The organism is Clostridium sp. AM54-37XD, assembly GCF_003478225.1.
GTDB classification, from domain to species: domain Bacteria; phylum Bacillota; class Clostridia; order Lachnospirales; family Lachnospiraceae; genus Coprococcus; species Coprococcus ammoniilyticus.
The window spans coordinates 279,318-295,231 of the sequence record NZ_QUEV01000002.1 but is presented as its reverse complement, the minus strand read 5'-3'; the positions used below and the strand labels follow the sequence as shown (position 1 = coordinate 295,231).

13 protein-coding genes and 1 other annotated feature are annotated in these 15,914 nt (G+C 41.3%); all 13 genes read right to left on the bottom strand.

The window, feature by feature from the left end:
* Positions 1–6: 6 nt before the first annotated feature.
* Entirely contained in the window at positions 7–1,659 is a 1,653-nt protein-coding gene (locus DXA07_RS03080) for a HAMP domain-containing sensor histidine kinase (protein WP_118483344.1), read from the bottom strand.
* A gap of 25 nt (positions 1,660–1,684) precedes the next feature.
* The gene (locus DXA07_RS03075) at positions 1,685–2,353 is read right to left on the bottom strand and encodes a response regulator transcription factor (RefSeq protein WP_118483342.1); all 669 of its coding nucleotides are present in this window, start codon (positions 2,351–2,353) and stop codon (positions 1,685–1,687) included.
* Between the two features lie 449 nt (positions 2,354–2,802).
* On the bottom strand, positions 2,803–3,114 hold the full coding sequence (locus tag DXA07_RS03070) for a helix-turn-helix domain-containing protein (protein ID WP_021944812.1): 312 nt from the start codon (positions 3,112–3,114) through the stop codon (positions 2,803–2,805).
* A gap of 141 nt (positions 3,115–3,255) precedes the next feature.
* Positions 3,256–4,359 carry an IS200/IS605 family element RNA-guided endonuclease TnpB gene (gene tnpB, locus DXA07_RS03065; protein ID WP_118483340.1) on the bottom strand — a complete coding sequence of 368 codons (1,104 nt, stop codon included), beginning with the start codon at positions 4,357–4,359 and terminating at the stop codon, positions 3,256–3,258.
* Between the two features lie 306 nt (positions 4,360–4,665).
* Entirely contained in the window at positions 4,666–6,411 is a 1,746-nt protein-coding gene (locus DXA07_RS03055; RefSeq protein ID WP_118483339.1) for an FAD-dependent oxidoreductase, read from the bottom strand.
* 2 nt (positions 6,412–6,413) lie between these two features.
* Positions 6,414–6,977, bottom strand: a complete 564-nt coding sequence (gene ahpC / locus DXA07_RS03050; RefSeq protein ID WP_118483337.1) for an alkyl hydroperoxide reductase subunit C — start codon at positions 6,975–6,977, stop codon at positions 6,414–6,416.
* Positions 6,978–7,042: 65 nt separating this feature from the next.
* Positions 7,043–8,794 carry a 1-deoxy-D-xylulose-5-phosphate synthase gene (locus DXA07_RS03045; protein WP_118483335.1) on the bottom strand — a complete coding sequence of 584 codons (1,752 nt, stop codon included), beginning with the start codon at positions 8,792–8,794 and terminating at the stop codon, positions 7,043–7,045.
* 5 nt (positions 8,795–8,799) lie between these two features.
* Positions 8,800–9,186, bottom strand: a complete 387-nt coding sequence (locus DXA07_RS03040) for a MerR family transcriptional regulator (protein WP_118483333.1) — start codon at positions 9,184–9,186, stop codon at positions 8,800–8,802.
* A gap of 315 nt (positions 9,187–9,501) precedes the next feature.
* Positions 9,502–10,065 carry an alpha/beta hydrolase gene (locus DXA07_RS03035; RefSeq protein WP_118483331.1) on the bottom strand — a complete coding sequence of 188 codons (564 nt, stop codon included), beginning with the start codon at positions 10,063–10,065 and terminating at the stop codon, positions 9,502–9,504.
* A gap of 619 nt (positions 10,066–10,684) precedes the next feature.
* Entirely contained in the window at positions 10,685–12,406 is a 1,722-nt protein-coding gene (locus tag DXA07_RS03030) for a carbon starvation CstA family protein (RefSeq protein WP_118483329.1), read from the bottom strand.
* 133 nt (positions 12,407–12,539) lie between these two features.
* Positions 12,540–12,806, bottom strand: a binding site (T-box leader).
* A gap of 87 nt (positions 12,807–12,893) precedes the next feature.
* Complete coding sequence (locus DXA07_RS03025; RefSeq protein WP_118483327.1) at positions 12,894–14,300, bottom strand: amidophosphoribosyltransferase; 1,407 nt, start codon at positions 14,298–14,300, stop codon at positions 12,894–12,896.
* A 464-nt stretch (positions 14,301–14,764) separates the two neighbouring features.
* Positions 14,765–15,247, bottom strand: coding sequence for an HD domain-containing protein (locus tag DXA07_RS03020; RefSeq protein WP_118483325.1), 483 nt, complete (start codon positions 15,245–15,247; stop codon positions 14,765–14,767).
* Between the two features lie 61 nt (positions 15,248–15,308).
* A complete protein-coding gene (locus DXA07_RS03015; protein ID WP_226801057.1) occupies positions 15,309–15,797 on the bottom strand; it encodes a pyridoxamine 5'-phosphate oxidase family protein in 489 nt (162 codons plus the stop codon).
* Between the last annotated feature and the right edge of the window lie 117 nt (positions 15,798–15,914).

Below are 15,914 nucleotides of genomic sequence, written 5' to 3'. Positions count from 1 at the left end.
TTTCTACTAAAACCTAATTTTCACTTTCACACCGTCACCTGCGTTTTTCATCTCACAGGTAAATCCATGGCGATCCATGATGGTTTTGACGATGGATAAGCCAAGCCCGGTTCCTTTGTGTCCATGTCTGCTGTTATCCCCTTTGACAAATGGATTCCAGATACTCTTTAAAACATCTTCCGGAATCGGCTCACTTGTATTCTGAATGGAAAGGCTCTCATTGCTCATCTGAACTGTGATCTTTCCATCCTTTGTAACATACTTAACCGCATTATCCATCATATTCATAATTGCCTGATACATCAGAGTCTCGTCTGCATCGATCTGGCAGCTTCCCTGAATGTCAAGCCTGATATTTTTAGTTTTAATTGTTTCCGCATATACCTCTGCTGCCGTATTTATGATGCTTCCAATATCAACTTTAGTCTTATGAAGCTCTGTATTTAGATCCTCTGCCTTTGCCATATCAAGTATGGATGCAACCTGTTCATTCATTGCCTTTACTTCATTTAATATCCCATCCATATAATACTGGTTCTTCTCAGGATTCTTTCCTGATTTCAGATTCTCGGCATACAGAGAAATAACGGCAAGCGGGCTTTTGAGATCATGCGCCATCGCATTTGAAGTTGTTCGTCTGTACTGCTCCATATCATACGCTGATTTATAAGATCTGTACATTATATATGCGATCACAAGTGAGATCAATGCACTTCCAAGCACTACTCCAAGCCATGTGTAAATGATCATATGTCCCATCAATGACTTTGCAATATTATAATGATAATCTATGACCGCAAAAGCAGTATTATCATTGTTGATAGGAAATGCATAGACTACATGTGTGCCGTATGAACATTTTTCTGTATCTTCCACATATTCCCAATTGGAATTATTCTGATAATCATTCACGATATCATCCGTACCTGTATACCGGTCAACCTTTAACGATATTGGTATACAGCCAACGACTCCATGCGGAATGGTAAATTCCGAACTCTGATCCAGCTTCACATAACCATCCGGTATCTCTGATACCGTTCTTTTCTGTTCCTCCCCATCTGCAAAACAGGTATAGGAAGCCGGATAAAACTGCATTCCTGACACATAGACCTCATTCATTTTATTGAATGAAAAATCCGTAGACATATCCTTCATTTCAGGAACAGCAGTTCCAAATATATCATTATCACAATACAACATATATTTGTTCTCAGATGTATCATTGATCTGAAGAAATACCTTATCCTTCTGATCCGTGATCTCGGTCAGATTACCGGCATCGTCCTTCTGATACAGATGAATAAATCCCTGCATACTGACCACCTCGCTGTCATTTAACACAGCCATTGACAGATTATTCAAATATATCATATTTCCAATATAATGATTATACGGTGTCTGGAACTCGTACTCTGCGTCTTTCTGTTCTTCAAGCTCCGTCTGATAAATATCCCAGTATTTTACGCCTGCCTGACGGACCGTCTTTTCTGCTGCCTGCACATTGCTCGATATATTATTCTGAAATGTCAGGTTTAAAAATGCTGTAATGATACCCCCAAGTATCGATGTTACAATAATAAACGGAATAAAAATCTTTAAAAAGAAAGAATAAAACTTCTTCTTTTTTCCATAATATTTCTTTTCTTTTTTCTTCATATGATAGTCCACCTCTCTAATCTGATTACTCCATCCGATATCCTTTTGCAAATATAGTCTTTATCAGTTTGCCGCTGTCACCAAGTGCTTTGCGAAGCTTCTTTACATGGTTGTCAACCACACGGTCGCCACCATCGTAATCATAGCCCCACAACCGGACAAGCATATCATCCCTTGTCACGATCATGCCCTTATGCTCCATCAGGTATTTGAGCATCGCATATTCTTTTGGTGCAAGCCGGACCTCTTCTCCTGCTGCCTCAACAAGCAGTCTGTCCGGATACATCCTGATGGCTCCCACCTGGATCACCTGATCCTTCGTCCACAAGCCTTTCGACCTACGCAAAAATGACTGGATCTTCGCCTGAAGCTCTGCCATGGAAAATGGTTTCACAACGTAATCATCACAACCGAGATCGTACCCGTAAAGCCGGTCTTCTTCTCTGCCTCTGGCTGTCAGAAAAATGATCGGAACGTAGCTCTTTGCCCGGATGGCTCTGCATATCTCAAATCCATCTGCCCCCGGCAGCATCACATCTAAAAGTGCCAGATTATATTCATGTTCGTACACCAGAGCAAGTGCCTCGTCTCCGTCCGCCGCCCAGGTAAATATGATCTCACTCTCTTTCATGTAATCCATGATGCCCTCTGCAATTCCTGCTTCATCTTCTACAAGTAAAATGTTGTAACTCATAACGTTCCCCATTTCCAGAATTCATTTTTAAATCTTTTGATATCTTAGATTCTGAACCTATCATACATGGCAATTATATCCTATCTGTATCCTGTTGTACACAAATGTAAGTTTTCAAAACGAAAAGAACGTCCTTCTGCCTGGTATCAATGCCCATTATATAACTCGTTACGATTTCTGTTTGTTGCACATAACTTATTCGTAAATACTCCTGTGCTAACTCGCCTGCGGCTGAGCGGAGCACTTAGTGAAGACGAGCGTTAACGCGAAGTCTGAGGTTAGTGCGTGCCATGTAAGTACACTTAGTGAAAACAAGCGTTAGCGTAGTTTGAGCTTAGTGTAGCTTACTCTGATCTGGTTATGTGCACCGCACAACGAAATCTCACTGATGTTATATTAATAAACATTGATACCAGGCAGAAGGACGTTCTTTTTATTTTTTCTTCTTATTATTTTGCTACTACAAATTCTGTTTCATCCAGATCTTCGGAAGCTAAGATATCAAGCAAACGAAACGCTGGTCCGGTTGGGTGTGTTCTGCCACACTCCCATGCCTCTACTGTTTTCTTCGAAACACCCATATAAGATGCAAAAACTCCCTGTGTCATTCCTGCCCGCATCCTGATCTCACGAATTTCTGTATTTGAATATTCTTTCACTGGCATTATCATATATGTTTTTACGCGAGCTTTTCCCTGTCCTTTTTCATACTCTATTGCTTCTTCCAATCCCTGTTTTAAATCATCAAATAATGAACCCATAGAAATCATCTCCTATTCTTTGCCGTTTCCTCTGTGAACTACCCATTGTCTAAAGCCAATGGGCTTCCTGCTTCGCAGACCTCGTAACCTACTATCTCCACAGGCGTTAATTCGGGCAGTCCCTGCCCTATATTATTATTTTTATGCTATTTGTCTTAATCCTTCTTCCAGTATATTCTTTGCCGCATTGATATCTCTGTCATGATTTGTTCCACAGACAGGACATATCCATTCCCTTACGGACAGTTTTTTTGTTTCTGTATTTTGGTATCCACAGACGGAACACAACTGACTACTGGCATAGAATGTATCTATTTTGACATATTTTCTTCCATTCCACTTTGCCTTATATTCTAACTGTCTTGTCAGCTCATACCATGATACATCACTTATGGACTTTGCCAAATGGTGATTTTTTACCATGTTTTTTATCTGCAAATTTTCCGAAACTATCACTTGGTTTTCGCTGATAATCTCATGGGACATCTTGTGCAGATAATCTTTTCTGGTATTTGTTATTTTTTCATGGCATAATGCTATCTTTTCCTTTATTTTGTAGTAGTTTTGACTTCTTTTCTCTTTATGGGCTAACTGTCTTTGCAGTTTTATCAGTTTCTTTTCATATTTTCTGATAATTTTGGGATTTTCGTATTTCTTTCCATCAGAAGTAATACATAACTCCTTAATACCTAAATCTATTCCTGTATTTTGATTTGTATGTGCCAGTTCCACGTGTTCTGTTTCCACTAAAATTGATACATAATATTTTCCACTCGGAACTTGTGATATCGTTGCCGATTTTATCTGTCCGCTAAAATTTCTATGCAGTTTTGCTTTTATACCTTTTAATTTAGGCAGTTTTACTCTATTGCACACGAAATCTACTGTTATATTGCCATTCGTAAAATTTGTTGTATATGACTTATGATTATCGTGTTTACTCTTAAACTTCGGATAACCTGTATGTTCCTTAAAAAATTTCTGGTATGCAGCATCCATGTTGTAAATCGCATTTGTCAGAGCAAATTTATCCACTTCTTTCAGCCATTCATATTCTTTCTTTAATTGTCTGTTGCAGTAATTGTTACAGTCAGTTTTACTAACTGATTTTTTCTCTTTCTCATATACTTCTTTCCGGTATGCCAGTGTCTGATTATATACAAAACGGCAACAGCCAAATGTTTTTGCAATCTGTATTTTCTGCTCATTATTCGGGTATATTCTGTATTTATATGCCTTTAACATCCACTGTCACCCTCTTTCTCAACCTTGATTTATCTCATATGAAAACTGCTGTATATCATCTGACATCTGTCTCGAAACCAGTAATTTCTTCCTATATTTGCAGACGAAAATAATGTGATATTGTAATAGGTATTTGTGTCTGTTTTTAGATTTCCATGTTCCCATGCCATGAGTATACAATAATTTCTGATTTTTGGCTACCTTAACCCACCGTCTAAAGCCAGTGGGATTGCGGTAGCCTTATTTCAAAATAAAAGGAGCATCCCTTTACCGAATATATATCCAGTAAAGAGATGCTCTATTATTTTATAAAATCTCATCCAAATAGTCTAATAGCCCCGGTAATGTCTTTCTTCCAAATGCTACATGTTCATCGTTCACAACAAGGCACGGTACGCTCATAACCTTATAGCGTTTCTGATAAGATGGATATAGCATCACATCGTAAATCTCTGCTGTAACCTGTGGATTTTCTGCGGCTATTTTCTGTGCCGCGGTGACAAGATCCGGACACATGGAACAGGCAAGTGTTACAAGAATCTTGATATTAAGCGGCTTTTTGATCGCATGAATACGCTCCATAATCTGTGCATCCACTTCTTGTCCCGGTCCGGCAGCATTATACAATCCAATCACAAAAGAAGTGAATTCATGTCCACCCGGTACACCATGGAAGCCAAGCCCGGTATCACTTCCGTCTTCCCGCAGAATTCTGACGAATGGTCGTTCGTTTGCCGGAACAGAATCCCCGTCTGCCCCTTCCTCTGCTACGATTACACTGAGCTTTTCGGTTCGTCTGCTCATAGCTTCCATATATTGTTTTAGCTGCACTGACTCCTGCTTCTGATTCAGATATAATTTCAGGATCAGCGGATTCGCCATGCGGTCAAAGACCCCATCTAACTGCTTTTCCGTCTCTTCATCAAAGAACTCGTCCGACAATGAATCTTCTGCTTCCGGCTGTTTCTGTTGTCCAGTTTTATGCATTTCATATCCGGTATCTTCAGCGACCACAGGCTGCATTCCTTCACGCTTTTTCTCCTGTGTAACATTCTTCTCCTTTGATTGTTTATTTTCCCGCAAATTCCGTGATTGCTTTGCTCCATTCTTTTTCTGCATGGCTGCCACATACCGTTCAAGCTCTGTCGCTGCAACTGCACCATCACCGACTGCCGTCACTACCTGACGAAGATTTTTCTGGCAGACATCGCCAGCCGCATAAACACCCGATATACTGGTCTGTCTGGAAGCATCCGTAATTACATATCCCTTTTCATCAATCTCTGCTTTTCCCTGCAGCAACGAAGTCTCCGGCTCGTATCCAGCAAATACGAAAATACCAAACGTATCTCCTTTTGGCGCATGATATACACTTTCTTCTCCTGTTTTCACATTTTTATACACCAGTGTTGTCAGGACATCTTCACCCTCCGCACGGACGATCTCAGTACTGGTAAGCACCGTAATTTTTTCATTTGCTCTGGCTTTATCCGCCGATGATTTAGGGCAGGAAAAATCTTCACCCCGGATCAATATCGTCACATGGCTGGCATACTTGGTAAGGAATACACTTTCCTCCGCAGCAGCATAACCGCCACCCACAACAAATATTTCCTTGCCGGTGAAGAACTCTCCATCACAAGTTGCGCAATAAGCTACGCCCCGTCCTTTAAACCGTTTCTCCCCCTCAAATCCGATCATTCTCGGATGTGCTCCGGTTGCGAGCAGAATTCCGTAACAGGAAAAGTCGCCCTTATTTGTATGCACGATTTTATATTCTCCATCTACATCCAGCTTTTCAACCTCTGCCATCAGGAATTCTGCACCAAAATTTTCTGCCTGTCTGTACATAGCAGCGGTCAGGGATTTTCCATCTGTTTTCTCTATTCCCGGATAGTTCACCACTTCTTCTGTGATCGTGATCTGTCCGCCAATCTTCTCTTTCTCAACAACAAGCACCCGATAACAGGCTCTCGCCAGATAAATGGCTGCTGTAAGCCCCGCCGGTCCCGCACCTGCAATCACCACATCATACATATTTTCATTCTTCATTCTTACAATCTCCCTACAAGATCCAGACTTGGACGCAGCGTAGCTTCTCCCGGCTGCCATTTGGCAGGGCAGACCTCGTCTCCATGCTCCGCAACAAATTGGCATGCCTGCAATTTACGAAACAGTTCATCTGCATTTCGTCCGACATTTCCTGCACTGACTTCATAGGAAACAATTCGTCCTTCCGGGTTGATGACGAAGCTGCCACGTTCTGCCATCCCATCTGATTCGATCATCACTTCAAAATCTTCACATAATTCATGATTTGGATCTGCCAACATCGGAAATGTGATCTTTCCAATCTTTTCCGATGTATCATGCCATGCCTTATGCACAAAATGCGTATCTGTTGATATGGAATAAACCTCACAGCCGGCAGCCTTGAAATCCTCATATTTATCCTGCAGATCTGACAGCTCCGTCGGACAGACAAATGTAAAATCAGCCGGATAGAAGAAAAATACACTCCATCCGCCTAATATGTCGTCCCTGGTTACCGTTTTAAATTCACCATTTTGATATGCTTGCACAAAAAAATCGCTTACTTCTCTGTTAATCATCGACATTGTTTAATCTCCTTTATCAAACATTATTTCTGATTAATATTACCTGTAAGCGATTTTTTATACTGTTAAACCTTCTTCACATCTTCTGCAATCTGTTCTGCTGTCAGATGATTTTCTTTTAATACTTCATTTACATCGTAGCGGTCATAGAAGAATTTCTTTAAACCGTAATTCAGAACCTTCATATCAGAATCACCATAGAAGCCGGCGATTCTCTGACCGAAGCCACCTTCCAGATAACCGTCCTCTAATGTAATTACGATATCATGATCTTTCTTCAGACCATTCAAGAGTTCTTCATCCACACCGGAAACATACAGCGGGTTAATGATGGTTGGCGCAACTCCTGTCTGCTCCTCGATCAATGCTGCCGCATCTGTTCCAAGCTGATAGAAAGTACCTGCACCGATAACGGCAATCTTGCTTCCCTTTTTAATTACTTCGTATTTATTTAACTGACTGAAATCCTTTGTTACAGCCTTTCCGTCCGATACCATCGCAGCTCCCGGAAGCTTGATCGCAACCGGATGCTCTGTCTGCTCCACGCTCCAGTCAAGCATTGCCAGATATTCCTCTTTGGTTGTCGGTGCCAGATATACAAGCCCCGGAATACTTGTAAGCATCGGAATATCCTGTAAGCCAAGATGTGTTACATCATTCATTCCATATACAGATCCCGCAAATACAACGATCGTTGCAGGGTTGTTGTTGATACACAGATCCTGTGTCAACTGATCATATGTCCGCTGGATAAATGAACTGTATACACCATATACAGGCTTGCCGCCATTTGCCGCAATACCGGATGCCAGTGCAACCGCTGTCTCCTCTGCGATACCTACATCAATAAACTGGCTGCCCGCTTCTTTTCTCTTATCCTCTGTAAATCCCATAACGGTAGGTGTTGCCGATGTGATCGTAACTACAGATGGATCTTCCTTCATTTTCTTTAAGAGATAATCTCTGGTTACGTCGGAATAATCTTCTCCGTCAAATTCCATCAAAGACTTTCCTGTTTCAAGGTCAAATGGCATACACCAATGCCACTGTTCCTTATTCTGTTCTGCCGGTGCATAGCCTTTTCCTTTTAAAGTTTTAATATGCACAACAACCGGTTTCTTACTGTCTTTTACAGATTCAAATGCTGCGATCAATGCAGCAATATCATTTCCTTTATCTACATATACATAATCAAGTCCCATTGCACGGAACAGATTACATTCTGCCTGCCCATTTGTCTCACGAAGCAATTTTAAATTCTGATACAAACCACCATGATTCTCAGCGATCGACATGTCATTATCATTTACAACAATGATCAGATTGCCACCAAGCTCAGTCGCATAGTCAAGACCTTCCAATGCCTCGCCACCGCTTAATGAACCATCACCGATCACAGCGATCACGTTGCCATCTTCCTTTTTCAGATCTCTGGCTTTCGCAAGGCCACAGGCAAGACTGACAGATGTAGATGTATGTCCGATCTCAAAGAAATCATGCTCACTTTCTTTTGGATTTGTATATCCGGATACATCATCGTAATGTTCTTCGTAGAGATAAGCATCCTTTCTGCCTGTCAGCATCTTATGCGGATAGCTCTGGTGGGATACATCATATACGATCTTGTCCTTTGGTGACTCAAATACATAATGCATCGCAATCGTTGCTTCTACCATACCAAAATTCGGTCCAAAATGTCCGCCGTGCTTACTTGCACGAACCAGCAATGCCTGTCGCATCTCTGCTGCCATCGCCGTCATTTCTTCTATATTCAATTTTTTTACATCTTCAGGTCCGTTAATCTGTTCAATATACATAATTTCTAACAATCCTCCTTATCCCATGACAATACGCCGGTCTGTACCGCTTTCTCATAGCGCGATACCTTATAGGCAAGCCGCTTCATGGTCTCCTCGATCTGTTCTTTCTGTTCCTGTAATGCATCATACTGTTCCTGCAATAGCTGCCGTCTTGCTTCAAATGTCGTATCGCCCATCTGATACAGTTTCACATATTCAATCAATGCCTCGATCGGAACGCCGGCATTCCGCATACAAACTGCATTTTCTACCCAGCCAAGATCCGATTCCTGATAATCTCTGTTTCCACTCGGAGTTCTTGTAACCGGTGGAATCAGTCCTACACGCTCATAATACCGAAGGGTATCCTGTGAGATACCAAATTTCTCACTTACTTCCTTGATCGTCATCTGCGCCACCATCCTTCATTTGACTTTTCCTTACTATAGCACTTGGAGTTCACTCAAAGTCAAGATATTTTTTGCCAGTCTATAGATGAAATGTTTATTGTGATATATACCACTGTCACCTGTATAGCCTGCAGAATACGCTACGCTTTCTACTCGTCACACGCGCCTATCCGCTCATGCTCCTGTGCAACTCGCCCTTCGGGCTCAGACAGGCACCCGCATTCGCTGCCAGCGTGTTCCTCATTACGAAATGCTCGCTATGATTCTGCAGGCTATACAGGTGGCAGTGGCATATATCACAATAAACAATACACATTATTTAATAAATTCTGCCGTCACCGTCATGATTTTTTCCAGATTATTCAGATTCTTCCATACATCGGCTGTCTCTAAGGAATGATTTGCTTTCTCTATCACATGAACCGGAATCCCTGCTTTTTGACACCGATCTGTAATTGCAGCGGTGCTCTCCACCCACGGATCTGCCGTTCCTGTAAATGCTATCGCTCTCCCCGACAGATCAGATGCGCAATTGTCAAATGTCGCCTCAAGCGGAGTATACAGAACATGCCTGCATGGTATCTTATGCCGCTCTGCATAAGTAGTCGCAATGATCGTTCCTACACTTTTTGATAAGAATAAAATGCTGTCATACCCGGAAAAATCTATATCTTTTAATATTTTCTCCGTCTGTCCGTACAGGTCTTCAAATGCTGCCTGCATTTTTACCGGATCGCCTTTGACGTTTCCGATCCGATTCACATATTCTACGTTCTTATATTCTTTATATCCTACGGATTCTGCTACGCGCCTGCCATAATATAACAGTGGCTTGTCGCAGTGATAGCCGATTCCCGGAAAACATACTACCAGCTTCATCTTCATACCTCCTGTTTTTTCGCTGAATCGTCTATTTAACCACTACTCTTGTGATAAAACATGCCCCGGTTATATAGCGGTTACCAGTGCATTTAGCAAATACGCTCCGCTTTCTATTCGTCACACCGGCTTATCCGCTCATGCTCTCTGTGCAACTCGCCCTTCGGGCTCAAACAGCACACCGCATTCGCTGCTAGTGTGTTCCTCATTTACGAAATGCTCGCTACGCTTCTGCTAAATACACTGATAACCGCTATATTCCCGTGCCATGTTTTATTATAAACACTATCTGCTTAAATAGACGATTTATTTGCTTTTATCTTGAACTGATTTTATCCAGTTATAAACTAACATTTAATTAAACATACGCGTTTTGATAAAGATTGTCAATTCCATGGTATTTTAAAGACAACTCTTATGTATAAAAAATGTTTATCCAGTATTATATAGAAAATTTCCTTATTATATTGTTTTTATTATATACCTCTCTATAACGCAAAAACTGTGGTGGGAGGATATCTGTATATCTTCCACGCCACAGTTTTTTCAATGAATATTATTTTTACGATTTAGAATTATTATTTATTTTACGTTTATTGTTTTTTATTTGAATATTATTTTATGCTTCCTTTTCAGCAGTCTTCTCATGCTTCATAAGAACAAGTTTTCTGATACATGTAATTGCTACAATGATACCAAGTACGATAAGGAATACTGCAACAATGAGCTGAAGTCCTTCAACAAGGAATGTAGCGGTTCCGGCCTGGAACTTCTGGATATTTCCGATTACGTTGAGAACGATAGCTGTAAATGTTACAGCAAGCATTATAAGCATTGGTGGATAAAGCATTGCATGCTTTCTGTTTGTTGCCTTGAGGAATACTGCTACACCGATCAGTACAAGTGCTGCAAGCATCTGGTTTGCTGATCCGAAGAGTGGCCATACATTTGAATATCCACCCTTGCAGAGAAGGTAACCAAAGAACAATGTTATAACTGTAGCAAAATACTTATTTGTAAGGATCTTCTGCCATACAGGCATCTGGGATGAATCTGTAGTATCTCCCATGAACAGCTCCTGGAATGACATACGACCGATACGTGCAACGGAATCCAGTGATGTAAGAGCAAGCGCTGACACGCACATGGTCATGAATACATTTGCGACTGAATTTGGAAGTCCGAACTTCTCAAGGAAACCTGCGATACCCTGTGAAAAGATCTGGAATGGTGTCAGTCCTTCCGGTGCTTTTCCTCCAACTGCTACTGCACCGACTACGATCAGTGAGATAACACCGAGGAGTGTTTCAAGGATCATTGCGCCATAACCTACAAATAACATATCCTTTTCATTTCTGATCGTCTTTGAAGATGTACCTGATGAAACAAGGCTGTGGAAACCGGATACCGCACCACAGGCGATCGTTACGAACAGTGTTGGGAACAGATAACTCTTGGCACCTGTTGATGATACAACGGTAAAGCCGTTGAATGCATTCAGGTTCATGTCCGGATGTCCGACCAGAACACCGACAAATGCTCCAACTAACATACCAATGAGCATGAACGTTGTCATGTAATCTCTTGGCTGCATCAGTAACCACATCGGAAGTACAGATGCGAGGAACAGATAAGCCATGATAACGTAGTTCCACTGGTCACCATTTAAGTACCAAGGAAGCTTCATACCTACTGCAAACATTGCAACGATGAGAACGATCGCTACGATCGCCTTCAGCCATTCCTTCATGTTCTTGCAGGTCTTCATGACAACGCCAAGTACCATAGCGACTACGATGAACAGCATCGATACGGTAGCTGCTGCTGCACCGTTGAAGTTCTTTGTCACTGCTCCATCAGCACCTGCAGTAAATCCGTTAAATGTAGATGAAACCATCGATGTGAATGCAGCAATAACAAGGAGTGTAAAGAGCCAGCAGAACAGTGAGAAAAATCTTCTTCCTGCCTTTCCTATGTACTTCTCAATGACAAGTCCGATGGACTTACCTTCATTTTTAACGGATGCATACAGAGAACCGAAATCCTGAACTGCACCAAAGAATACACCTCCGACCAACAGCCAGAGTAAAACCGGTACCCATCCAAACATTGCCGCAATGATTGGTCCCTGTACAGGTCCCGCACCTGCGATGGATGAGAACTGATGTGCAAATACTGTAAGCTTTGATGATGGTACATAATCCTTTCCATCTTCATTTGCAACGGCCGGGGTCTTTGCATTTGCATCTATGCCCCATTTCTTAGCAAGCCATCTTCCGTAACCCAGATAGCCAGCTCCTAAAACTACTACTGCGATAAGAATAATTACCAAACTATTCATATCATTCTCCTTCCTTCCGCCATATGGCAGATACTTGATTATAGTATGTTCACAAAGAGTTTATACAAAAACATATCTTTTATAGGACGACCTTTCCTATAAATTAAAAAAAGCTTTCGTCTTCATGTAATTCCATAAAGACGAAAGCCTTTAAACTTCCGCGTTACCACTTTATTTGCCATTTGAAAAAAATGGCCACTCAATCTCATCTCATAAGCTCACACTGTAGAAATAAGTTTCTTTGTAACGGTAGAAAACCGGTGACACCTAATGTCCATATCTGGAATTCAGCGCACTGCTCGCAGAGGATAATCACTAAAAACATACACCGTCTCACACCACCCGACGACTCTCTGAAATACTCCTTTTTTAATGATCGTATTCTGTTCGTTGCATTTGCTCTTTGTTAACTGCTAATTTAGCACTCTGTTTTTTTGTTGTCAAGAGTGATTTTAAATTTTTTTGACTTTTTCTGAATGATTTTTCTCTATTCTTTACCATCCCAACAATAAGTACACAGCTTGCACTTATCGATTCCTACGGATTCCAGCATATCGTCCAAGCGATTGAAACGCAACGATGTAAAGTTCAGTTCCTTACGGATCTCCTCAACCATTACTTCGTATTTCTCGGATTCCGGATCTGCATACTCCTGTAACACCTCATCGGTTACATTTCCATTCTCCAGACGGTCGATCACACGACGGGTAATCAGATCCATTTCTGATGATGAACGGGAGAAATTCAGATATTTACATCCGTATAATAACGGAGGGCAGGCCGGACGGATATGTACTTCCTTCGCACCACTCTCATATAAGAACTCAGTTGTTTCACGAAGCTGGGTTCCTCGTACGATCGAGTCATCGATCAGCAGAAGGCTCTTATCACGGATCAGTTCATCCACTGCTAACAGCTTCATCTTAGCGATCAGATTTCTCTTACTCTGGATCGTTGGCATGAAGGAACGTGGCCAGGTTGGTGTATATTTGATAAATGGTCTGGAAAATGGGATTCCGGATTCATTTGCATAGCCGATTGCATGAGCAATACCGGAATCTGGTACCCCGGCTACAATATCCGGCTTTACGTTATCACGCTTCGCCATCGCCTTGCCACAGTTATAACGCATCTGTTCTACGCTGGTGCCTTCGTAGGAGCTAGACGGATATCCGTAATATACCCATAAGAAGGTACAAATCTTCATTTCTTTATTCGGATTTACAAGCGTGATGCAGTTCTTATCTGTGACTACCGCGATCTCTCCCGGTCCAAGTTCCTTATAGTCCTTATAGCCAAGATTTTTATATGCAAAATTCTCAAAGGTGATGCAATAGGCATCTTCTTTCTTACCGATGACAACCGGAGTTCTGCCGTATTTGTCCCGGGCTGCATAGATTCCCGCCTGATTCATCAACAGAATGGATACCGAACCCTCGACAGAGTCAAGTGCAAACTGGATTCCTTCGATCAGATTTTCCTTCTGATTGATCAGCGCCGCGATCAGCTCCGTTGCATTGATGTCCCCACCACTCATTTCTAAGAAATGGGAATGTCCATTCTTGAACAGCATCTTTGTAAGTTCACCTGTGTTATTGATCTTACTAACTGTTGTAAGTGCATAAGTACCATGATGCGAACGTACGATCAATGGCTGCGGTTCGTAATCGGAGATACATCCGATTCCCATATGACCGCTCATTTCCTGTACATCCTTATCAAATTTTGTCCGAAATGGTGCATTCTCAATATTATGGATCGCACGATTAAATCCGTCTTTTCCATATACTGCCATTCCACCTCGTCTTGTTCCCAGATGTGAATGGTAGTCAATACCAAAGAACAAGTCAAATACACAATCCTGCTTTGATGCTACGCCAAAAAATCCGCCCATTGCCTTTTCCTCGCTTTTCTAAAACTCTCGTGACATTCCTCAACAAATGCTTCCATAACGAGATGTATCCATATATATTCTTTATTTCACAGAACACTTGCGTTCTATTTTTACGCAGCGGTACTAAGCTCTCTGCTAATAGCAGATTGCTAAGGACCGGCGTAAAAAAGGTCTGTTACATAAAAATATATATGTCTACATCTCTGTTTTTGGGTACAATCTCATATTTATTTGTCAATTCATATCAACATTTCCAGTGATAATTCTTCGTTTTTTTACAAAACCTTTTATATTTTATAGGATGTACTTACATAAATCAATAATTTCTATCAAAAAACGTAATAAAAAAAAGACAACATCATACACTTATCGGGCTGCAAACAGCTTATAAAAATGTGTATGATATTGTTTTTTTATCGAGCGCAATGTTATTTTATAGCTATATATAGCATGCTGTATTATGATCAGCCACGGGCAGTTTTTGTAAAGGCAAGTCGGACGGCTCTGGTAGTTTCTTCAGCAGCACAAAGCTTGTCTGCCCAGGTTACGATCCAGCTCTCCCGGAACTTTGGAGGTGTTATGTTGAGTGGGAACATATGCTTTCGGATGATATCCCGCTCAATGAAGTTCAAATTGAAATCCCGTCTGGCATTATGCAAGGCTCGTTCTGCATGAAAAAAACCATGCAGCCGATGTCCGCCATCCTTCTCATGCCAGTCATACAAGAAATAATCATGAAGCAGTGCTCCACGCACCAGCGACCGTTCATCAATATATGCGGAACATTTCTCTGCAAGCTCCAGACTTTTCTCCGCCACCCGCAGGGAATGATCGTAACAGGTTATTGAACCATGTTGCACAAATGTTTTTTCTTTCTGCATACCCTCTGATGCCAGGATATCCGCACCATATTTATATATTTTTTCTTCGATACGATTCGCTTCCATTTTGGATTCTCCTGAATTCCCTAATCTCTGTCTCTTACATCATTCAACTACTGCCAACTATTTATTTTTCTTGATTCATTTTTACCGATAATTCCGGAACAACAACCTTGATCACATTCACTAATTTTGTCATTGGTTCTGTAATGATAAAATCTCTTCCCAGCTGACTCTTCATTATAAGCTCCAGTCCCATAACCTTCTCATCAACATCGGTCAGAATGCTGGCAGTTCCTTCACCCATCACGCAAGCATAATATGCCCCATATTCACATGGAACTTCACCACCACTGGTCAGTACCATATCTGTATCAATCTCGATAAATACATTTGGATTAGCTGCGATCACGTCATATTTGCGTCCTTCCGTTGCGCCATGCATATATAACGTAAGTCCTCCATCCTTATAAATATATCCATAATGCAATGGAACAATGTATGCCTTTCCCTCATCCACCATACCAAGGTGAACCACGCCTGCTTTCTTTATGATCTGCTCAATCTTCACCGGATCTGTAACTTCACATTTTTGTCTTCTCATTGGTCTGTTCATTATGTTCTCCTTTCAGCCACATTGGGCTTAAATTATTATTAAAGACATATTTCCCATTCCTCAATCATCAATAATAAGCTTATGAATAGAACGGACTTTCCCATAAAATAAAAAAAA